The sequence below is a fragment of the Caenimonas koreensis DSM 17982 genome, assembly GCF_009646335.1.
Lineage (GTDB): Bacteria > Pseudomonadota > Gammaproteobacteria > Burkholderiales > Burkholderiaceae_C > Ramlibacter > Ramlibacter koreensis.
This window is the reverse complement of sequence record NZ_WJBU01000002.1, coordinates 1-21,144: the sequence shown is the minus strand read 5'-3', so window position 1 is coordinate 21,144 and position 21,144 is coordinate 1. Positions and strand designations below refer to the sequence as shown.

The following is a 21,144-nucleotide window of genomic DNA, read 5'->3' as shown; positions in this document are numbered from 1 at the left end:
TAGCGTCTGCGCACCCCCGCGATCATGGGGGGCATCACCCATCACTCCGGCGCAAGTCTTGCAGGACTCGTAACTACGCCGTTACGATCTGGCTCTTCTTGGACATGGAGATGCAGTTGCTATGAAAACGAACCGGAAACTCACCATGCTGGCCCTGTCTGCGCTGATGGCAGCGTGCGGCGGCGGCAGCGATCCCGCACCGGCGCAAGCCACACCGCTGGCGGCCATCGGCGCGCTGCGGGCCAAGGCGAAGGTGCTGGCCACCCAGCAGGACGTGACGCCCGCACAAGCGGCAGAACAGTTGTTCGCCTATGCCGAAGAGCAACTGGCTGGCTACTTCCCCGGCCCCAAGGTCACCGGCACCATCGGCCCTTTCGCCTACCGCTACTACCCTGAGACTGGCTTGTACCTCGGCGTGGTGATCGAGCAAGGCTGGCAGTGGGAATACATGGCCGTGTACGTCACGGGCGGCATGTTCGGCACGGATCTGTTCTACGCCGGCCCGATCACGAACTACATCACCCCCGCGCCGGCGCCGACCCCCGCACCCACGCCGGCACCGACGCCGGCTCCGACGCCCGCCCCCACACCGGCACCGACGCCGGCACCTGCCTCGTCAAGCGCCTGCTACGACTTGGTGCTGGCCGACACAGAAGGTACGCACCTTGTCGTGAATTACACCTACAACGGAACGATCGGTGGAAACGAGACTGTCGACACGGTCACCGGCCCGGTGACGACGTACGAAGGCTATTCCGCCCGCGCCAGCACGGTGGTGACGACCGGGTCGCACACGACCATTGCCGGTACTGTCGCGATCAATACCTCCGGAACCGCCTATACGCGTGTCATTGGCAGCGCGGTCCACACGTACGGCATCGTGACCACGGCGACCACAAGCATTCCGTTCACGATCACGACGACCATCAAGACAGTGAACGTGCCGGCTTACATCGATCCGAGCTATTCGCTGTTTGCGGGGCAGTCGGCCTCGGCGACGATGACGGGCACCACGACCACGACGGTTCACACGGGCTTTGGCCCGGACCAGGTCACCACACTGCCCTACAACTCGACGACCACCGTCAAATATCTCGGCAATGAACCGGTGACGGTCCCTGCGGGCACGTTCAACGCGTGCAAGTTCGAGTACACCTCTGGCGACACCGTGACAACCTCGTGGCTGGCTTACGGCAAGGGCATTCTTCTCAAGAGCCTGGCAGGCGGAACCGCTCCGCAAACCATCGAAATGACCTCCGCCACGATCAATGGCGCGCCGCTCACGCCGTAACCCGGTTTGGCATTGCGAGCAAAGCGGCCGCCTTGTGCGGCCGCTTTTTTTTGGGTTGATAGAATCCGGCACCCACATGGACTACCCCGGCAATCTCTTCGTCGTAGCAGCGCCCAGCGGCGCAGGCAAGTCCAGCTTGGTCAAAGCGCTTCTCGAACTCGACGCACGCGTCCAGCCCTCCGTTTCGCACACCACGCGCGCGCCGCGCGGCCAGGAAAAGCACGGACGCGAATACTTCTTTGTAGCGCCAGCCGAATTCGACCAGATGGTGCTGGGCGACGGCTTTCTGGAATGGGCGCATGTGCATGGCCAGCGCTACGGCACGTCGAAGAAGGCCATTGAAGAGCGCATCGCGACGGGCTCCGACGTGATCCTGGAAATCGACTTCCAGGGCGCGCTGCAGATCAAGCGCATCTTCGCGAATTCCGTGCTCATCTTCATCCTGCCGCCCAGCTGGGAAGAGCTTCGCTCGCGCCTGGAGCGCCGCGGCGAGGACGCGCCCGAGGTCATCGAGCTGCGGCTGGCCAACGCCGCCGAAGAGATGAAGCAGGCGCAGGAATTCGACTTCGTTATAATCAACGAGTTATTTGACAGGGCGCTCTTCGATCTCAAAGCGATCGTCCACGCACAACGGCTGAAGTTCTCGGCCCAGCGCCGCGCCCGCGCTGACACGTTCAAAGCCCTCAACATCACCTGAAGCATCTGGAGTTATTCATGGCCCGCATCACCGTCGAAGACTGCCTGCAAAAGATCCCCAATCGCTTCCAGCTCGTGCTGGCAGCAACGTACCGCGCCCGCATGCTGAGCCAGGGCCACGCGCCCAAGATCGAAAGCAAGAACAAGCCCGCCGTCACGGCACTGCGCGAAATCGCGCAAGGCAAAGTGGGCCTTGAAATGCTGAAAAAAGTTCCCGGCTGATCAAGCCTGACACCCCAGACAAAAGCACCGCGCCGCGGTGCTTTTTTATTGGGCAGCGCGCACGGCGATCCCACACGCTACATTTGAGGCATGAGCGCAGTGCTGACCCCTTCTGGCAAGGGCAAGCGGCCATTGGCTGCCGCTTCGCCGAGCCCTGCCGCAGCCAACGCAGCTGCAGCGAGCTTTGCCGCGCTCACCGAGAGGCTCGACTACCTCGACGCTGCCGATATCGAACAGGTACGCAAGGCCTACCGCTTTGCCGATGAAGCGCATCTGGGCCAGATCCGCGCCAGCGGCGAGCCCTACATCACCCACCCGATCGCCGTTGCCCTGCAATGCGCCGAATGGAAGCTCGATGCGCAGGCGCTCATGGCGGCCCTGCTGCACGATGCGATTGAAGACTGCGGCGTCACCAAACCCCAGCTGATCGAACGCTTTGGCGCGCCTGTGGCTGAGCTGGTCGATGGCCTCACCAAGCTCGACAAGCTGCAGTTCAACACCCGCGAAGAGAGCCAGGCCGAATCGTTTCGCAAGATGCTGCTGGCCATGGCGCGCGATGTGCGCGTCATCCTGGTCAAGCTCGCGGACCGCAGCCACAACATGCGCACGCTCGAGGACGTGCCGCGCGAGAAGTGGGCGCGCATTTCATCCGAGACGCTCGACATCTACGCGCCGATCGCGCACCGGCTTGGCCTGAACCAGACGTACCGCGAGCTGCAGGAGCTGGCCTTCCGCCACCTGCGTCCGTGGCGCTACGCCATCCTCTCCAAAGCCGTCACCAAGGCGCGCAACCGCCGCCGCGACTTGATCCAGAAAGTGGCGAGTGAGGTCGATGCTGCATTCGAGCGCGCCAACATGCGCGTGACCATCGCGGGCCGCGAAAAGACGCTGTATTCCGTCTACCGCAAGATGGACGAGAAGCACCTGTCGTTCGCGCAAGTGACCGACATCTACGGCTTTCGCGTGATCGTGCCCACGCTGATCGACTGCTACACGGCGCTGGGCATCCTGCACCAGATGTACAAGCCGGTGCCGGGCAAGTTCAAGGACCACATCGCGATCCCGAAGGTCAACGGCTACCAGTCGCTTCACACCACGGTGGTGGGGCCCTCGGGCGTCAACGTCGAATTCCAGATGCGTACCGAGGCGATGCACCTCGTGGCCGAATCGGGCGTGGCCGCGCACTGGCTCTACAAGGCCAGTGACATCGATGGCGGCAACGCCGACAGGCTCGGCACCAAGTGGCTGCAATCGCTGCTCGACATCCAGGACGAAACGCGCGATGCCGCCGAATTCTGGGACCACGTCAAGATCGACCTCTTCCCCGATGCGGTGTACGTGTTTACGCCCAAGAGCCAGATCATGGCCATGCCGCGTGGTGCGACGGTGGTCGATTTTGCGTACGCGATTCACAGCAACATCGGCGATCGCACAGTGGCCGCCAAGATCAACGGCGTGCAGGTGCCGCTGCGCACCGAGCTGAAAAACGGCGACATCGTTGAAGTGGTGACTGCGCCGGTGTCCACCCCCAATCCGGCGTGGCTGGGGTTCGTGCGCACGGGCCGGGCCCGCTCGAAGATCCGTCATCACTTGAAGTCGCTCGCGCAGGTCGAATCGGAAGATCTCGGCCTGAAGCTGCTCACACAGGCGCTGCGCGCCGAAGGCCTGGGCACCCTGCCCGAAGACGATGCGATCTGGGACAAGCTGCTGCGCTTCACGGGGAACCGCACCCGCGCCGAACTGCTCACGGACATCGGCCTGGGCAAGCGCATTGCGTCCATCGTTGCGAAGCGACTGGTGGTGATGCTGTCCGAACGCGGCGAGCGGCCCGACGCCCTGCTGCTCACGCGCGAGCGCTATACGGCGCACGAGAACGTGTCGCAAGGCGAAGTGATCCTGGACGGCAGCGAAAACGCGTCGGTGCAGTTTGCAAGTTGCTGCCGGCCGGTGCCGGGCGACGCGATCGTCGGTTACCTCGGCCGTGGCGAAGGGCTTGTCGTCCACTGCGACGACTGCGCTGTCGCCAAGCGACTGAAGCACAAGGACAGTGAGCGCTTCATCAGCGTCGAATGGGCCGACGAGCCAGTGCGCTCTTTCGAGACTGGCATTCTGGTCACGGTGATCAACGGCAAGGGCGCCCTCGCCCGCGTGACCACCGCCATCGCCAGCGCCGAAGCAGACATCACCCACGTGGACATGGGCGACGAAAAAGCGCAGGACGCAGCAGATCTGCGCCTGATCATTGCCGTGCGCGACAAGACCCACCTCGACGCCGTGATGCGCGTGCTCAAGCGCACGCCCGCCGTGATGCGGGTCGTGCGGATCAAGCCAGGCGTGAACGCCAACGGCAGTTGAGCGTTCGGCGTTCGGCGTTCGGCGTTCGGCGAGGGATGTTCGCTCAACGCCCAACGCTCAACGCTCAATCCCGTAAGCCACCTTCAGCACCTCGATCTCCTGCGCGCCCGCCGGCGTGACAAGCTTGACGACATCCCCCTCGCGTGACTTGAGCAACGCGCGAGCGATCGGGGAAATCCAGCTCACCTGGCCGCTCAGCGTGTCAGCTTCATCAATGCCCAGGATGGTGACGGTGCGCTCCAGGCCCGCCTCATCCGCGTACGTCACGGTCGCGCCGAAGAACACCTGGTCTTGCCCGTGGTGCACCGATGGGTCGGCGATCTCCGCGATCTCCAGCCGCTTGGTGAGAAAGCGAATCCGCTTGTCGATCTCGCGCAGGCGCTTCTTGCCGTAGATGTAGTCGCCGTTCTCCGAGCGATCGCCGTTCTTGGCGGCCCAGTGAACAGCCTCGACCACCTTGGGGCGGTCGTCGTCAATCAGGGTGAGCAGTTCCGCGCGCAGGCGCGCGTAGCCGCCGGGCGTGATGTAGTTGCGTGTGCCAGCGGGCAGCGCGGGCGCGCCGTCCAGGTCGTCGTCGTCATCGGCCGTATCAGTCTCGCGGGTGAAAGCCTTGCTCATGGGGCAAGCATACGTGCGCCGGTGCATTTTTTGCTGTGGGACGCCGGCTCATCTTTGCGCGAACAGCTCGCTTCGTGCCGTCTGCGTGATGGCCGCCACGCCAGGGTGCGTGATCTTGCGCTCGATCGAGATGGCGTAGAACTCCTCGACCAAATCGTCTGGCGCACCCAGCCGTTCCACTTCCAGCTGCCTCGATATTTCCCTGGCAAGCACAGCAGGTGCCGGGAACACGCCCAGGCCCTCGCGTCCAAAGGCCTTCATCAGCGCAGAGTCTTCAAACTCGCCCGCGATTTGCGGTGCCAGCCCATGCCGGCGCAACCACCCATCGACACGCGGGCGCAACGCCGAGTCGGTGCCCGGCAAGAGCATCGGCATGGCATTGAGGCTCTGGGGAAACTTCGCGCGTGCCTGGCGCAAATTCATCGAGCAGGACGCAAGCAGTTTTTCGGACGCAAAGAACGCAATACCGCTTCGCCCGAGCAGGTGCGTGAACGCCTTGACGCCCAGGTTGCCGGGCAGCGGCACATCCGACACCACCAGGTCAACGCGGCGCAATGCCAGTTGCGCCATCAAGGCCGGCAGCGTCCCTTCCGGGCAGTGAAGACGCGGCGCGGGGTTCAGGCGCAGCGCAGGCTCCAGCACGTGGTACGCGATGCCCTTGGACACTGAATCCACAAACCCGACTTTGAGCAGCGGCGCGCGTGGCGCGGCGCGCCCGCCGCGCAGCGCGTCTTCCATCTCCTGGCCGAGCGTGAAGATCTCGTCGGCGTACTGCATGACCATCTGCCCGGCCTGCGTGGGCTCCACGCCGCGCCCGACCTTGCGCAGCAGCGGCGTGCCCAGCCGCTCCTCCAGCAGGTTGATCTGCCCGCTGAGGGTCTGCGCCGACAGGTGCAGCTGCTCGCTCGCGCGCAGGACACCGCCTGCGCGGACTACCGTCCAGAAGTAATGCAGGTGCTTGTAGTTCATCGGGCCATCCAATCATCCGTTTTTCCCGAACGATTCTCGCTTTTTTTCGAATATTCAGAAACTACGCGGCTTCGTAAAGTGAGGGCTCCACAACCCGAGGAACGAAGGACCATCATGAACATCGACATCCGTGCCGGCGACCTGACACCCACCCAGGCACGCGAGATGAGCACCACCGTTCGCAATGCCTTGCGCGACGTCGGCCATCGCATCGCCCGCGTCGTGGTTCGCGTCTCGGCCCTGGCAGGCAAACGCCACGCAGCGCGAAACTGCGTGATCGAAGTCCACATGACCGACGGGCACGTCGAATACGTCGAAGAGCGCCAGCGCCGCCTGGGCTCGGCGCTTCGCCGGGCCGTCCGGCGCGCCTGGCAGGCAGCAGCCCGCTGGGTCGCGCTGCAGCTGCCCAAGCGGCAAACCCTGCGGCTGCCCCGGCGGCAAACGCACTGACTGAAGACCACCTCCTGAACCTGGATCTGATGTGACCGAATTTCTGCAGGCCGACTTTCTCGGCCAGGCCGTGTGGCTCTGGCTGGCCTTCATCATCATCGTCGTGACACTTCTCGCGTTCGACCTGGGCGTGCTGCACAGGGACGACCGCGAGATCGACGTCAAGGAGAGCCTGGTGCTGTCTGCCGGCTACATCGCCGTGGCCGTGCTGTTCGGTGTGTGGCTGTGGTGGCAGATCGGCGCCGAGCGCAGCATCGAGTACTTCACCGGGTACGTGATCGAAAAATCGCTTTCGATGGACAACGTGTTCGTCATCGCGATGATCTTCACGTTCTTCTCGACCCCGAGGCAGTACCAGCATCGCGTGCTGTTCTGGGGCATCCTGGGCGTGATCGTCCTGCGCGCCATCATGATCGGCCTGGGCTCCGCACTCATCAGCCAGTTCTCGTGGGTGCTCTACCTCTTCGGGGCGTTCCTGGTCCTCACCGGCATCAAGATGCTCTGGATGGCCGACCACCAGACGGACCTGGAGAAGAACGTTGTGCTGAAGTGGCTGCGCAAGGTCATGCGCGTGACGCCGCAGCTGCACGGAAATGCCTTCTTCGTGCGGCAGCCGCATCCGGCCAACGGCAATGCCGTGACCTGGGCGACGCCGCTCTTCCTCGCACTGTGCATGGTGGAATTCGCCGACCTGATCTTCGCGGTCGACTCGGTGCCCGCGATCCTGGCGATCACGGACGACACCTTCATCGTCTACACGAGCAACATCTTCGCGATCCTGGGCCTGCGCGCGCTCTACTTCGCGCTGGCTGCGATGGTCCATCGCTTTGCCTACCTGAAGTACGCGCTGGCACTCGTGCTGATATTCATCGGCAGCAAGATTTTCCTGGTCAACATCATCGGCAAGATCCCTGCGGTGGTGAGCCTGGGCGTGACGGGCAGCCTGATTGCCGGCGGCGTGATCGTGTCGCTGTGGAAGACGCGGCCGGCGCGGTGAGTTTCATGCCGGCACCTGCGGCACCCGGTCGAGCCGGTAGCCGTAGCCGTACACCGGAAACAGCTTCCAGCCGCGGGCGCCGTCGAACGCCAGCCCGCGCAGGCTGCGCAGGAGCTGCTGCCGCACCAGCGCCTGTCGGCGCGCGAGCAGGTGCTGCTGGGGCTGATCGCCTCAGGGCGGCGCTTGCCTGACATTGCGGCGCAGCTGGACTTGCCCGAGCGGACGGTGGGCGTGTACCGCGCGCGGCTGATGGAGAAGATGCGCATGTCGAGCGCGGCCGAACTGGCGCACTACGCGCGCCGGCATCACCTGTTGCCACCCTCGAAGTGAGGGCATGCCAGTGCGCACGCTCGATGCGCGCATGCCAGTGCGCGCGCTCGATGCGGGCACGGCTGACTTTTTCAGGGTGAGTCGGGAAAGGCCTCGTCGAGCGCCGCGCGCGTTGCGGCAACGCTGCCAAGCACGAGCGCCCATTGCACAAGCGCATCGGCGCGGCGGCCTTCGCACAGCGCGTGCTCCATCGAGCGCACCTGCGCCGAGAGCAACGAATCCTGCATCATGCCCGCCGAGCCTGCGACCTGGTGAGCCAGCGCAATGGCGCACGGATCGTCGTTGCGCGCCAGTGCATCAGCGATCTCGTCGGGGCGCGCAATGAGCATGGCGCGGTACATACGCACCATCTCGCGCCGCGACGCAGGCGGCAGCATGCCGAGCAGTTGCAGCATGGCAGCGGTGCCAGCGACGCTCATCGATTCATTCATGCGGCTTCCTTGTGCGGTCGTGACGAGCCATGCTGGGTTCCAGTGTTCCCAAGCGTATGACGCGACCGCAGCAGGCGAGCTGCTGAATAAGGGTGCAAAGACGGGGCTTTTGGAGGTGCCGCAACCAGTTGCGGCCAGCGCGCGGGCAAAGAAAAAGGACCTAGCGATCTCTCGCTAAGTCCTTGATCTGATTACCTTGTCTGGTGCGGCTGGCAGGAATTGAACCCACGACCCCTTGGTTCGTAGCCAAGTACTCTATCCAACTGAGCTACAGCCGCTAAGCCTGAAATTATAGCAGGACGTATCCAGCTCCTGTAATTCGCTCAGGCCCACCCCTCTTCCATGAGCGCGAGCGTGGCGGGCAGGCAGTAATCGTGCAGGTCGTAGCCCTTGACGATCGTCTCGCGCGCAGCCGCGCGCAGCGGCGCCAGTTCCTCGCGCCGGGCCAGCGCATCGGCCGTGGCGTGCGCGAGTTTTTCCACGTCGAAGAAGTCCGTGAGCAGGCCGTTGCGGCCGTGCTCGATCACCTCGCGCACCGGCGCCGTGTCGGACGCGACGATCAGGCAGCCAATGCTCATGGCTTCGAGCATCGACCACGACAGCACGAACGGGTACGTCAGGTACACGTGCACGGCCGACACCTGCATGAGCTGCGTCAGCACGGCATGGGGCACCCGGCCCACAAAGTGGATGCGGCTCATGTCGAGCTGGGCCGCCACTTCCGACAGGAAGATGTCTTTCCATGTCTTGCCCGCGGGCGGCGCAGCGCCGTAGCTGTTGCCGTCGCCGCCCACGATGATCACGCGCGCGTTGGGCCGCAGCTTCTGCAGCAGCGGCAGTGCGCGCATGAAGATGTGATAGCCGCGGTACGGCTCGAGTTGCCGCACGGCGAAGGTGATGATCTCGTCGCCGGGCCGCAGCGTGAGGCCTGCCGACTTCAGCTGCACGCTCGCATTTGCATCGGGCTTGAAGCGCCGGGTGTCGATGCCTTCGTGGATCACGCGGATCTTGTCGAGTGCCCAGCCGGGGTGCTGCGCCTTCTGGTATTGCGTGGGTGTCAGCGCTGCATCGCATGCGTTCAGCGCATGGAGCAGGTGGGTATTTTTGATGCGCACGCGCTGCATGCCGCCAATGGATGGCTTGCTGAATTCCGGGTCGAACGCGATGTCGCCGTCTTTGCCGCCGTAGAAGTACTCGGCATGCGTGATCAAGCGCGCGTGCGGGAAGATGTCCTTGGCGAACATCGCCTCACCCCAGCCAGGGTGGATGACGACGACATCCGGCTCGAAACCTGACTTCTGCACGGCCAGCATGGCGCGCGCCGCCGCCTCGCCACGCGCCACCTTGGAATAGAGCTCAGCCATGGCTGCCGCCATGGGCGTGGTCACGTCCATGGGCGGCACCGCCGGCTCGCGATACAACGCGTGCCGCACGCCGGGCACCGGCTCTGCCGGCTTGTTCACGCCCAGCGCGTGCACCTCATGGCCGCGCGCCGCAAGCGCGGCAGCGACGTGTTTGAACTGGCCTGGAAAGTTCTGGTGGACGAAGAGAAAACGCATGAAAGAAAAAACCCTCCGGGGCGACGCCGCGGAGGGTTCCACGTTGTTGGCCTGACCGCTATTTTGCTGCGGCCGGCTCGGCAATCTCCGACTGGATCAGCCAGCCGCCCTTGGAGCGCGTCCACACCATGACTTTGCGCGTGCGGTCCTGGTAGCTGGACGAGCGATACGTCTGCGTGAAGGTCGCCGTTGCGCGGTCAGGGCCGTCGGCAATCACGGACACATCAGACAGCTCGATCGCGACGCCATCGGCACGGCCGATGATGGCGCGGCGCTTGGCCTTCCACGCCTTTTGCGTCAGGTCGCCTGCGGGCTTGAAGTCGGGCGCGTAAGCATTGAGGTAGGCGTCGATGTCCTTGCGTCCCCATGCGGCGCGCCAGGCTTCGATTGCATCACGCACTTCCTTGGCAAGACCCGCGTGCGCCAGGGGTGCAGGAACCAGCTGCACGTTCGGCGATGGGCTGGCAGAGATGGTGGACGGCGCATTGAGCACCGGGCGTGTCTGGGCCAGCGCACGGGTGGTGAGCGCCTGCTTGTCGACGGTGTACACCGTCACGGCTTCGGCCGGGCATTGCTGCGCGGCGTCGCCTTCCATGCGCCACTGCGCCATGTCTTCGTCATGGCCGGTCGTCATGCTCGACAGGTCGAGCGCGCGCAGCAGCGTGCCGACAGCTTGCTGTGCGCGTGCATAGGCGATGTTCTGGTCCTGGCGCGCATTCACGACAGCGCGGCGGGCCTGGAACAACTCGTTCTCGGTGTCGAGCAGGTCGAGCAGCGAACGCTGGCCGATGTCGAACTGCTGGCGATACGCGCCCAGCGCCTTGGCCACGGACGCCTCGTGCGTCTCCAGGTAGCCGATCTGCTCGCGCAGCTTGTTCACGTCGTTGAACGCGATCAGCAGCGTCTGGCGAAGGTCGCGGCAGGTCTTGTCGCGGATGTCCTTGGCGATGTTCACGTGCTCCGCGAATTCGCGCTCGCGCGCACGGTCGCTGCCGCCATTGAAGAGGTTCCAGGTCAGCAGGACTTCGGCCGTGGTCGTGTTCACGCTGCCAACCGGGCCGTCCTGGTTGACGCCCTGGTCGCGGCGCAGGCGGAAGTCAAATCGCGGCTGGTAGGCGCCCGAGCGCGACGCGAGCGCGGCATTGGCAGCGCGCATGTTCTCGATGGAGGCCAGCAGCGCCGGGTGGCGCGTGCGTGCGCCGTCGACGGCGGCCGTCGGGTCAGCAGGCAGCTGCGCCGACAACTGCGGCGGCACGGGCATCAACTCGGAAGGCACGCGGCCCACGATGCGCTGGAAGCGCGCTGTGGTGTCGTGCAGGTTGGCAGTTTCGATCAGCAGGTTGGCCTCGGCCAGTGCCAGGCGCCCGGAGATCTGCTCCAGGTCCACCGCGCGCGCGACTTTGGCCTGCACGCGGCGATCGGTCTGCGCGAAGACGGCGCGGTGTTCCACAAAGTTGTCTTCAGCGAGCTTCACGAGGTTGCGATAGCGCAGCACGTCGTAGTACGCACGCGCTGCTTCGAGCGCAGTCGACTCGGAGATGTCGAAGAATTCGAACAGGCGCGCCTGCACGTTGTGGTCCAGCCGCGAGACTTCCTGGCGGGTGAAGCCGTCATACAGCAACTGCGTGAGCGACAGCTGGCCCCAGCGGCTGCTGTACTGGCCAAAGTTGTTGCGGCGCTGCGATCCGGCAGAGGCATTGAGGTCCACCTTCGGGAAGAAACCGCCGCGGCCCGCGTCGCGCTCGAACTCGGCGGCGCGGATGGCGTGCCAGCGTGCCATCACTTCAGGATTCTTCAGCACTGCCAGCTGGGCAGCCTCCTTGAGCGTGAGGGGCGTTGCCTCCGAGGCACTCGCCGCCTGGGCACCCACCGGCTGCACAGGCGCCGTCGACTGCGCGATCGCCGCTGGTATCACCGCCAGTGAAAAGAGCACTGCACAGCTGCCCGTAGCAGCGCCTGCAGTCAGTTTGTGCCAAGTCGTCTTCAGATTCATTCTCAAACCTCTTTCAATTCATGTCTCGCGGCTCAGGCCGGACCTTCGTGAGGCCCTGCCTGTTGCCGAACTTCTTCAATCAGTCACCAGCTTGTTGTTGGCCAACAGGTTCTGGATGATCGCCTGGTCGCTTGCAAAGCCCGTCACCATGTCGACGCCCGTCACGATGATGGTCTCGTCTTCCTTGGAGAACTGGTAGCCCGCCGAGAACCCGCCACCCGAGCTGATGTGGATCTTCGTGTCCGCACCCACCTTCTCGAAGTGCAGGAAGTACGTCAGGTTACCGGTCAGGCCGAAGCTCGTGGACTCGCCCGCCAGCAGGTCACGCAGGTCGAGCACATCACCCGTGGGCCCCGTCGCGAAGTTGTTAATGGTGTCCACGTTCGGTGCGCCGGTGCTGCCCTTGTCCGCCAGCAGGAAGCGGAACGTGTCCACGCCTGCAGCGCCATCCATGATGTCGTTGCCCGCACCACCGGTGAGCGTGTCGGCCCCGGTGTTGCCGAGCAGCGAGTCGTTGCCCGCGCCACCATCCAGCCAGTTGTTGCCGGTGCCGCCGTCCAGCGTGTCGTTGCCCGCATCGCCGCGCATGACGTCGTTGCCCGCGCCACCGCGCATGCTGTCGTTGCCGTTGCCGCCTGCCAGCGTGTCATCGTCGTTGCCGCCGTCGAGCGTGTCGTTGCCGTCGCCGCCGTCCAGAATGTCGTAGCCTGCGCCGCCCGAGAGGCTGTCTGCGCCCGCAACGCCCACGATGTGGTCGTTGGCTGTGCCACCGGTGATGGTGTCGCCTGCGGCCGTGCCGTAGTAGTTCTGGCTCACGATGTTGAGCGTGAGCGTGGCGGACGACTGCGAGTTTTGCGCGTCGGTCAGCGTGTAGCCCACTGTCTCGGGCGCAATGGACGTCGCCGCCGGGTTGGCAACGGTGTCGTAGGCAATGCCCTGAATCGACGCCGTGGCGTCGCCGGCCGCCTCGATCACGATCTTGCCGATACCGTTGTAGGTGGTCGGTATCGCCACGGCGCCTTCCTTGTCGCTGCTGAACTGGCCCAGGAAAGCACCATCGACGCCGTACATCTTGTACGTCAACGACGGATCGGTACCGCCACCGGGCGGCCCGAGATTGCTGGTCGGGCTGACGTTGACCACCACGTTCTGCACGCCAAGCGCAAACGTGGTCTGGGCAAACGTGATGACGAGCGACTCGAGGTTGTCGATGGTGGCGTTGGAGCCGCCGCCTGTCACCGCAGCGCCGACGTTCGCAGCGAATGTCGCTGTCGTGTCCGGCACGGAGCTCGTGCGCGACATGCCTGACAGCGTCACGCCCGTCGCACCGCCTGGCGCTGCTTGCAGGTCGAGGTACGTCTGCGCGGTGCTCGTCAACGTGTAGTTGATCCCCTGGATTCGCGCGGACGACGTGCCGTCTGCATTGATATCGACGCGCGTCACGTTGGTGAGCGCCGAGATCGCCCCCGGCATCGCGACAACACCTTCTGCATTGCTCGTGAACGTGCCCAGCAGCGTGTTGTAGTTGTAGAAGCTGTACGTCAGGGTATTGGCGCCGCCCAGGTTGCTGTTGGCCGCATTCACGTTGATCGACTGCACGCTCGAGTACTTCGGGAACGTGATGAGCAGGTTCTCGTCGTTGTTCACGTTCGCGTTGTTGCCGCCGCCCTGCACGCCGACACCACTTGTCGCGTTGTAGTTCACGGTTGTCGGCGCACCCGCTGCCGTGACGCCCATGACATCGACGCCCGTACCGAAGCCCGGCGCTGCCGTCAAGGCTGTGGACACTGCTGTCGCCGTGCCCGCGCCTGCCGGCGTCACGGGGATGTTTGCCGTTGGCGGCGTGTACTTGTAGTAACCCGTCGTATCGAACGTGAGCGCCGATCCGTCTGCCTTGGTCCAGACGAAACTGCCGAAGCCGGTTCCGGCGTTGTAGGCCACGGTGTAGGTGCCGCCGAAGAGCGCCGTCGATCCGGTCGCGGCGATCAGGCTGACTGACGAGCCATGGAAATTGATCGCCGTGACCTTGGCGTTGTCGACGATGGTGTCCACGCCTGCGCCTGCCGAGGCAAACGGGCTGAACGCCGTTCCGTTGGCCAGGCCCGAATCGGTGCCCGAACCCGACACGACGTTGCCTTCCAGGAAAGTCGTTCCGGCAAACAGCGTGTCCGAGTCGTCGCGTGCAAACGGCTTGCCGTCGACCACGGTGATGGTCTGCGTCGACGAGGCCGTGTCGCCGTCAAGGTCGGTCACCACCGAGGTCAGCGAGAAGCTCGAACCCGCATTGGCCGAATTGCCGCTGAAGTAGCTGTAGTCACCTGTCGAGAAGTCGAAGACCAGCGTGCCGTACACAAACTGGCGCGACAGGTTCAGCGTGAGCGTGTGCGTGCCATTGAGTGGCAAGCCGGGCACGGCACTCGACGCGGTGATTGAATCCGTCGCGGGTGTGCCGCCCGGCGTGAACGTGAAGGTCACAGGGACGTCGCCCGCGTCGATCACGCCGTTGTTGTTCGTGTCGAGCGTCAGCGTCATTGTCTTGACGTAGCCGGTGTCGGCGCCGAACGTCGCAAAGGTGCCGGAGCCACCTGCGACGACGTTGCCGCCGAAGGTCACCGGCACGGTCGACAGAAGCTGGTCGTCAAGCTGCGTCAGGTCCGGCACGATGATCGCCGGATCGGGGTTGCCGTCTTTCAGCTGGTCGGTGTTGTTGATCGCGTTCAGCTGCGTGAGCGACGAGATACCGGTGCCGATGCCGACGGCATACGAGTTGATGAACGAGCCGCCCACATAGGCGCCATTCGCAAATGTTGCGAAGCTGCGGCCCGTGCCGGCGTAAACCGCCGTGGCCGGATCCACCGTGTTGCCGACCGAGGGCGTGCCGTCAGACAGGAAGTAGATGAAATTGTTGCGCGTCGAATCGACCACACCGAAGTTGTCTTGTGCCGCATTCAAGGCCGCTTCGTAGTTCGTGCCGCCGCCCGCTGTCGCGCTGTTGATACCGGTCGTTGCAGCTGAAAGGTTCGTGTAGGTGCCGACGAATGAGGCGGTCGCCTGGAACGTCTCGAACTTGACGATCACGTCGGACGACTGGGCGAAGTACTGCGTGACCAGCGCAATCAGCGCCTGCTTGGCGATCGTGATGCGATCGGTGATCGTGACCACGCCGTTGGCGTCCGTGTTGCGCACGGCACCGGACGTGCCACTCATGGAGCCCGACACGTCCAGCACGATGTAGATCGTGTAGGCCTGCGACGGGCTCGCCGGGATCACCACTGTTGCGTCTGCCGCGGCAGGCACGTCGTCCCTGATCGACACGCGCAGGTTCGCGGCGATGCTGTTCGTGGAGTAGCCGTAGCCGATCGTGTCCGTGATCGCGGCGTTGTTCGCGGGCAGGGAATTGTCGGCACGCGTGTTGAGCGTGTAGGTGTAGGCACCTGTTGCCGCGGTCACTGAAACCGTGCCGTACGTCGTGGCCGCCCGAATGACGCCAGCCGTCGGGTCGGTGTCACCCGCCCCGCCGTCGGTGATCCAGGTCCCGCCGCCATTGAGCGTGATGCGCGACACCTGCGTGCCTGCACCGCCGTCGTTCGCGAGCAGGAAGCCCGAGGCAGTCAGGTTGCCGCCGCCGGAGCCGGCAGGCAGCGCCGACTCGTACACCGTGGCGAGGTCATCCGACGCCGTGCCCACGTTGAACGTGACTGTCGCGGTGCTCGTGGAGCCCTGGTCGTCTTTGACGGTGTAGGTGAACGTCGGCGTGCCCGTCACGCTCGGCGTGAACGTCATCGTGCCATCGCCGTTGTCAACCAGCGCGCCATTGGGCGTGGCCGTCGTGAACGAGAAGAAGGCCGCGTGGTCAGGCAGCGTGTCATTGGCCAGCAGCGACGCCTTGCTGAACGTGATCGGCGTGCCGAGCACCACGTTGAACGAATCCGCAACTGCGGCCGGCAGGCCGTCGTCCACCGATGCGACGTTGATCGTTGCGGTAGCACTGGCCGAGTTCGCGCCGTTGTTGTCGGTCGTGATGAAGTTGAAGCCCGTCGTGCCGAACGAATCCGGCAGCGGCCTGAAGTACAGCGTGAGGTTGCCCGTGGACGGTATCGGCGAGCCGATGACCACCGGAGTCTCGAAGCCGGCGTCGATGTAGAACAGCGTGCCGTTGGTCGGCAGGCTCGACACCGTGAAGCTCGCCACCGTGCCATCCACGTCGGTGCCCACCAGCGGGATCGCGATGGGCGCTGGCTGGTCTTCGTTGCCATTGGCCACCACGTTGCTCGTGACCGGCGGATCGTTCACCGGTGTGACGGTGATATTGGCCGTGGCGACAGCGCTGTCGGCTGTTCCGTCGTTGACCGTCACCGTCACGACACGGGTCACCGAACCGGGGTTGTCACCCGTGTTGCTGAACGTGATGGTGCGGATCGCCGTCTCGTAGTTCGCAAGCGTCGTGGTTCCGCTCAGCGTCAGGATGCCCGTGACCGAGTCGTACGCGCTGGCGACGATGCCGCCTGGCAGCGATCCTGCGGTCAGGACGTCCAGCGCCTGCCTGTTGGTCAGAGTGATCGTCGCGCTGACGATGTTGACGGAATCCGCATCCGTGATCCTCGTATCGACATCGCCGATGGTCACGGCTGCGCCGTTCTCGGTGTACGAGTTGTTGAAGTCGCGGCCCGTCGCGGCGGACGAATTGTTCAGGTCCAGGTCGATGTCCGGCTCGTTGTCGATGATCGTGCCTGTGCCGGAGATGCCGCCGACAGTCAGCGTGACCGTCTCGGTCGATTCGGGCGTGGTGTCATTGACGGTGGGCACCGTGACGGTGAACGACGAGACATTGGCGGGCACAGTGACAACACCGCCCGACAAGGTCACGCCATTGCTGAAAGTCACTGCCGTGCTGTAGTCGGAGCCCGACGTCGCCGTGCCGCCACCCAGTGCATAGGTGAAGGTGGTGACGCTGCTCGACGAGTTGGTCAGCGTGACTGTCTGCACGAGGCTCGTGCCTTCGATCTGCGTGTCGTTCGACACGGTGGAGACAGTCGGCGCGTTGTCGTCGTCGATGATCGTGCCGACGCCGCTGGCGCCACCGACGGTCAGGTTGTACGTCTCGTTCGGCTCGTCGATCGTGTCCGACGTGGTCGGCACGGAGACCGAGAACGTCGTCACGCCTGCGGGAACGGTGATGACGCCGCCGGAGATCGTCACGCCATTGGTAAACGCCGTGCTGGTCAGTGCCGACGTGTAGTCAGTGCCGCCGCCCGTCGCGGTGACATCACCCAGCGCCAGGGCAAAGGTTGTCACCGAGCTTGCCGGGTTCGACAGATTGACAGTGTGGACGATGCTCGTCGCTTCCGTCGCGCTGACGCTGCTGACAGACGAGATGGTCGGCGTCGGGTCGTCGTCGATGATCGTGCCGACACCCGAGGCGCCGCCGATCGTCAGGTTGTACGTCTCGTTCGGCTCGTCGATCGTGTCCGACGTGGTCGGCACGGAGACCGAGAATGTCGTCACGCCTGCGGGCACGGTGATGACACCGCCCGAGATCGTGACGCCATTCGTGAAGGCCGTGCTCGTCAGGGTCGACGTGTAATCGGTGCCGCCGCCCGTGGCCGTGCCGCCGCCGAAGGTGAACGTGAACGTTGTGACCGAGCTGGACGGGTTCGACAGATTCACCGTGTGGACGATGCTCGTCGCTTCCGTCGCGCTGACGCTGCCGACCGAGGAGATCGTCGGTGCCGCGTCGTCGTCCAGGATCGTGCCCACGCCCGAGGCGCCGCCCACGGTCAGGTTGTACGTCTCGTTCGGCTCGTCGATCGTGTCGGTGGTGGTTGCCACGGAGACCGAGAAGGTCGTGACGCCTGCCGGCACGGTGATGACACCACCCGCAATCGTCACGCCGTTCGTGAAGGCCGTGCTCGTGAGCGCCGAGGTGTAGTCGGTGCCGCCGCCTGTGGCCGTCACATCGGCCAGGGTCAGCGTAAACGTGGTCACGCTGCTCGATGCATTCGACAGGTTTACGGTGTGAACAATGCTCGTCGCTTCTGTCGCGCTGGCGCTGGTCACGGAGGAGATCGTCGGCGCAGCGTCGTCATCGATGATCGTGCCGACGCCCGAAGCGCCGCCAATCGTCAGGTTGTACGTCTCGTTCGGCTCGTCGATCGTGTCCGACGTGGTCGGCACGGAGACCGAGAACGTGGTCACGCCTGCAGGCACCGTGATCACACCGCCGGAGATCGTCACGCCATTCGTGAAGGCCGTGCTCGTCAGGGTCGACGTGTAATCGGTGCCGCCGCCCGTGGCCGTGCCGCCGCCGAAGGTGAACGTGAACGTTGTGACCGAGCTGGACGGGTTCGACAGATTCACCGTGTGGACGATGCTCGTCGCTTCCGTCGCGCTGACGCTGCTGACCGAGGAGACCGTCGGTGCCGCGTCGTCGTCCAGGATCGTGCCGACGCCGCTCGCGCCGCCCACGGTCAGGTTGTAGGTCTCGTTCGCTTCGTCGATCGTGTCGGTCGTCGTGGCAACAGACACCGAGAATGTCGTCACGCCTGCCGGCACGGTGATGACACCACCCGCAATCGTCACGCCATTCGTGAAGGCCGTGCTCGTGAGCGCCGAGGTGTAGTCGGTGCCGCCGCCCGTTGCCGTCACATCGGCCAGGGTCAGCGTGAACGTCGTCGCGCTGCTCGATGCATTCGACAGGTTCACAGTGTGAACGATGCTCGTGGCTTCCGTCGCGCTCGCGCTGGTCACGGAAGAAATCGTCGGTGCAGCGTCGTCATCGATGATCGTGCCGACGCCCGAGGCGCCGCCGATGGTGAGGTTATACGTCTCGTTCGGCTCGTCGATCGTGTCCGCCGCCGTGGGTACGGAGACAGAGAACGTGGTCACGCCTGCAGGCACCGTGATCACACCGCCGGAGATCGTCACGCCATTCGTGAAGGCCGTGCTCGTCAGAGTCGAGGTGTAGTCGGTGCCGCCACCGGTCGCTGTGCCGCCGCCAAGCGTCAATGCAAATGTCGTGACTGAGCTGGACGGATTCGACAGGTTCACTGTGTGGACGATGCTCGTCGCTTCCGTCGCACTCACGCTCGAGACCGACGAGATCGTCGGCGCAGCGTCGTCGTCAATGATCGTGCCCACGCCGCTGGCGCCGCCCACGGTCAGGTTGTACGTTTCGTTCGGCTCGTCGATCGTGTCCGTGGTCGTCGGTACGGAGACCGAGAACGTCGTCACGCCTGCCGGCACGGTGATCACGCCAGCCGCAATCGTCACGCCGTTCGTGAACGCCGTGCTGGTCAGTGCCGAGGTGTAATCGGTGCCGCCGCCCGTCGCCGTCACATCAGCAAGAGTCAGCGTGAACGTGGTCGCGCTGCTCGATGCATTCGACAGGCTCACCGTGTGAACGATGCTCGTCGCTTCCGTCGCGCTGGCGCTCGTCACCGACGAGATCGTCGGCGCTGCATCGTCGTCGATGATCGTGCCGACACCCGAGGCGCCGCCGATGGTGAGGTTGTACGTCTCGTTCGGCTCGTCGATCGTGTCCGCTGCTGTCGGGACGGAGACAGAGAACGTCGTCACGCCTGCAGGCACGGTGATGACACCGCCGGAGATGGTCACGCCATTCGTGAAGGCCGTGCTGGTCAGGGTCGACGTGTAATCGGTGCCGCCGCCCGTGGCGGTCACGTCACCCAGCGTCAACGTGAACGTCGTGGCACTGCTGGAGGGATTCGACAGGTTCACCGTGTGGACGATGCTCGTCGCTTCCGTCGCGCTGACACTCGACACCGACGAGATCGTCGGCGCAGCGTCGTCGTCGATGATCGTGCCGACGCCCGAAGCGCCGCCGATGGTGAGGTTGTACGTCTCGTTCGGCTCGTCGATCGTGTCGGTCGTTGTGGCAACAGATACCGAGAACGTCGTGACGCCTGCCGGGACAGTGATCACCCCAGCTGCAATCGTCACGCCATTCGTGAAGGCCGTGCTCGTCAATGCCGAGGTGTAGTCGGTGCCGCCACCGGTCGCTGTCACATCCGCCAGGGTCAGGGTGAACGTCGTCGCGCTGCTGGAGGCATTCGACAGGTTCACGGTGTGGACGATGCTCGTCGCTTCTGTCGCGCTCGCGCTGGTCACGGAAGCAATCGTCGGCGCGTTGTCGTCGTCGATGATCGTGCCGACGCCGCTCGCGCCACCCACCGTCAGGTTGTAGGTTTCGTTCGGCTCGTCGATCGTGTCGGCCGCTGTCGGGACGGAGACCGAGAAGGTCGTGACGCCCGCAGGCACGGTGATGACACCGGCGGCAATCGTCACGCCATTGGTGAATGCCGTGCTCGTCAGGGTCGAGGTGTAGTCGGTGCCGCCGCCGGTCGCTGTGCCACCGCCCAGCGTCAGCGCGAATGTTGTGACCGAGCTGGACGGATTCGACAGGTTCACTGTGTGGACGATGCTCGTCGCTTCCGTTGCGCTCGCACTGGTCACCGAGGAGACCGTCGGTGCCGCATCGTCGTCCAGGATCGTGCCCACGCCCGAGGCGCCGCCCACGGTCAGGTTGTACGTCTCGTTCGGCTCGTCGATCGTGTCGGTGGTGGTTGCCACGGAGACCGAGAAGGTCGTGACGCCTGCCGGGACAGTGATGACACCGACCGCGATCGTCACGCCGTTCGTGAAGGCCGTGCTCGTCAGTGCCGAGGTGTAGTCGGTTCCACCGCCTGTGGCGGTCACATCGCCCAGCGTCAGCGTGAACGTGGTCGCGCTGCTCGATGCATTCGACAGGTTCACCGTGTGGACGATGCTCGTCGCTTCCGTCGCGCTCGCGCTGGTCACGGAGGAGATCGTCGGCGCTGCGTCGTCGTCCAGGATCGTGCCGACGCCGCTCGCGCCACCCACGGTCAGGTTGTAGGTCTCGTTCGGCTCGTCGATCGTGTCAGCCGCTGTCGGGACGGAGACCGAGAACGTCGTCACGCCCGCAGGCACGGTGATCACACCGCCCGAGATCGTCACGCCATTCGTGAAGGCCGTGCTGGTCAGAGTCGAGGTGTAGTCGGTTCCACCGCCTGTGGCCGTCACGTCGCCCAGCGTCAAGGTGAACGTCGTCGCGCTGCTGGAAGCATTCGACAGGTTCACCGTGTGGACGATGCTCGTCGCTTCCGTTGCGCTCACGCTGCTCACCGACGCGATCGTCGGCGCAGCGTCATCGTCAATGATCGTGCCCACGCCGCTGGCGCCGCCCACGGTCAGGT

At 64.6% G+C, this 21,144-nt stretch carries 14 protein-coding genes and 1 tRNA gene; 7 read left to right on the top strand and 8 right to left on the bottom strand.

Going from position 1 to position 21,144, the window contains the following annotated elements; translation table 11 throughout:
- Positions 1–121: 121 nt before the first annotated feature.
- The 4 genes from GHT07_RS02060 to GHT07_RS02045 all read left to right on the top strand — a co-directional run bounded on the left by GHT07_RS02060 (position 122) and on the right by GHT07_RS02045 (position 4,564).
- Positions 122–1,291, top strand: a complete 1,170-nt coding sequence (locus GHT07_RS02060; RefSeq protein WP_153583404.1) for a hypothetical protein — start codon at positions 122–124, stop codon at positions 1,289–1,291.
- A 76-nt stretch (positions 1,292–1,367) separates the two neighbouring features.
- Positions 1,368–1,988: a guanylate kinase gene (gene gmk, locus GHT07_RS02055; protein WP_153583403.1), complete on the top strand. Its 621-nt coding sequence runs from the start codon at positions 1,368–1,370 to the stop codon at positions 1,986–1,988.
- A gap of 17 nt (positions 1,989–2,005) precedes the next feature.
- Positions 2,006–2,209 carry a DNA-directed RNA polymerase subunit omega gene (rpoZ, locus tag GHT07_RS02050; RefSeq protein WP_153583402.1) on the top strand — a complete coding sequence of 68 codons (204 nt, stop codon included), beginning with the start codon at positions 2,006–2,008 and terminating at the stop codon, positions 2,207–2,209.
- Between the two features lie 90 nt (positions 2,210–2,299).
- Complete coding sequence (locus tag GHT07_RS02045; RefSeq protein ID WP_153583401.1) at positions 2,300–4,564, top strand: RelA/SpoT family protein; 2,265 nt, start codon at positions 2,300–2,302, stop codon at positions 4,562–4,564.
- Positions 4,565–4,621: 57 nt separating this feature from the next.
- Here GHT07_RS02045 and greB read toward each other — a convergent pair whose 3' ends face one another.
- Positions 4,622–5,182 carry a transcription elongation factor GreB gene (greB, locus tag GHT07_RS02040; protein ID WP_153583400.1) on the bottom strand — a complete coding sequence of 187 codons (561 nt, stop codon included), beginning with the start codon at positions 5,180–5,182 and terminating at the stop codon, positions 4,622–4,624.
- 48 nt (positions 5,183–5,230) lie between these two features.
- Complete coding sequence (gene nhaR / locus GHT07_RS02035) at positions 5,231–6,151, bottom strand: transcriptional activator NhaR (RefSeq protein ID WP_153583399.1); 921 nt, start codon at positions 6,149–6,151, stop codon at positions 5,231–5,233.
- Positions 6,152–6,265: 114 nt separating this feature from the next.
- Between nhaR and GHT07_RS02030 the strand changes: the two genes are divergently transcribed.
- The gene (locus GHT07_RS02030; RefSeq protein WP_153583398.1) at positions 6,266–6,601 is read left to right on the top strand and encodes a hypothetical protein; all 336 of its coding nucleotides are present in this window, start codon (positions 6,266–6,268) and stop codon (positions 6,599–6,601) included.
- Positions 6,602–6,632: 31 nt separating this feature from the next.
- Positions 6,633–7,598, top strand: a complete 966-nt coding sequence (locus GHT07_RS02025) for a TerC family protein (protein WP_323740747.1) — start codon at positions 6,633–6,635, stop codon at positions 7,596–7,598.
- Positions 7,599–7,601: 3 nt separating this feature from the next.
- Here GHT07_RS02025 and GHT07_RS21610 read toward each other — a convergent pair whose 3' ends face one another.
- Positions 7,602–7,724: a hypothetical protein gene (locus GHT07_RS21610; protein ID WP_267237560.1), complete on the bottom strand. Its 123-nt coding sequence runs from the start codon at positions 7,722–7,724 to the stop codon at positions 7,602–7,604.
- Here GHT07_RS21610 and GHT07_RS21250 point away from each other — a divergent pair.
- Positions 7,713–7,928: a response regulator transcription factor gene (locus tag GHT07_RS21250; protein ID WP_323740779.1), complete on the top strand. Its 216-nt coding sequence runs from the start codon at positions 7,713–7,715 to the stop codon at positions 7,926–7,928. The two genes, GHT07_RS21610 and GHT07_RS21250, sit on opposite strands and share 12 nt — an antisense overlap.
- A gap of 71 nt (positions 7,929–7,999) precedes the next feature.
- Here the strand turns inward: GHT07_RS21250 and GHT07_RS02015 are convergent, their stop codons facing one another.
- The 5 genes from GHT07_RS02015 to GHT07_RS21675 form a co-directional block, all read right to left on the bottom strand.
- Complete coding sequence (locus GHT07_RS02015) at positions 8,000–8,359, bottom strand: Hpt domain-containing protein (protein WP_153583396.1); 360 nt, start codon at positions 8,357–8,359, stop codon at positions 8,000–8,002.
- Positions 8,360–8,560: 201 nt separating this feature from the next.
- Positions 8,561–8,637 (bottom strand) — tRNA-Arg (locus GHT07_RS02010).
- Positions 8,638–8,682: 45 nt separating this feature from the next.
- Positions 8,683–9,918, bottom strand: coding sequence for a glycosyltransferase (locus tag GHT07_RS02005; protein WP_153583395.1), 1,236 nt, complete (start codon positions 9,916–9,918; stop codon positions 8,683–8,685).
- A 58-nt stretch (positions 9,919–9,976) separates the two neighbouring features.
- A complete protein-coding gene (locus GHT07_RS02000; protein ID WP_153583394.1) occupies positions 9,977–11,911 on the bottom strand; it encodes a TolC family outer membrane protein in 1,935 nt (644 codons plus the stop codon).
- Positions 11,912–11,986: 75 nt separating this feature from the next.
- Positions 11,987–21,064 carry a type I secretion C-terminal target domain-containing protein gene (locus GHT07_RS21675; protein ID WP_323740746.1) on the bottom strand — a complete coding sequence of 3,026 codons (9,078 nt, stop codon included), beginning with the start codon at positions 21,062–21,064 and terminating at the stop codon, positions 11,987–11,989.
- Between the last annotated feature and the right edge of the window lie 80 nt (positions 21,065–21,144).

Excerpts from the sequence above, each read along its gene's own strand:
- GHT07_RS02005 (WP_153583395.1), bottom strand. The coding sequence starts at position 9,918 with ATGCGTTTTCTCTTCGTCCACCAGAACTTTCCAGGCCAGTTCAAACAC.
- gmk (WP_153583403.1), top strand. The coding sequence starts at position 1,368 with ATGGACTACCCCGGCAATCTCTTCGTCGTAGCAGCGCCCAGCGGCGCA.
- greB (WP_153583400.1), bottom strand. The coding sequence starts at position 5,182 with ATGAGCAAGGCTTTCACCCGCGAGACTGATACGGCCGATGACGACGAC.
- GHT07_RS02030 (WP_153583398.1), top strand. The coding sequence starts at position 6,266 with ATGAACATCGACATCCGTGCCGGCGACCTGACACCCACCCAGGCACGC.
- GHT07_RS02015 (WP_153583396.1), bottom strand. The coding sequence starts at position 8,359 with ATGAATGAATCGATGAGCGTCGCTGGCACCGCTGCCATGCTGCAACTG.
- GHT07_RS02000 (WP_153583394.1), bottom strand. The coding sequence starts at position 11,911 with ATGAATCTGAAGACGACTTGGCACAAACTGACTGCAGGCGCTGCTACG.
- GHT07_RS02045 (WP_153583401.1), top strand. The coding sequence starts at position 2,300 with ATGAGCGCAGTGCTGACCCCTTCTGGCAAGGGCAAGCGGCCATTGGCT.
- GHT07_RS02060 (WP_153583404.1), top strand. The coding sequence starts at position 122 with ATGAAAACGAACCGGAAACTCACCATGCTGGCCCTGTCTGCGCTGATG.
- nhaR (WP_153583399.1), bottom strand. The coding sequence starts at position 6,151 with ATGAACTACAAGCACCTGCATTACTTCTGGACGGTAGTCCGCGCAGGC.
- rpoZ (WP_153583402.1), top strand. The coding sequence starts at position 2,006 with ATGGCCCGCATCACCGTCGAAGACTGCCTGCAAAAGATCCCCAATCGC.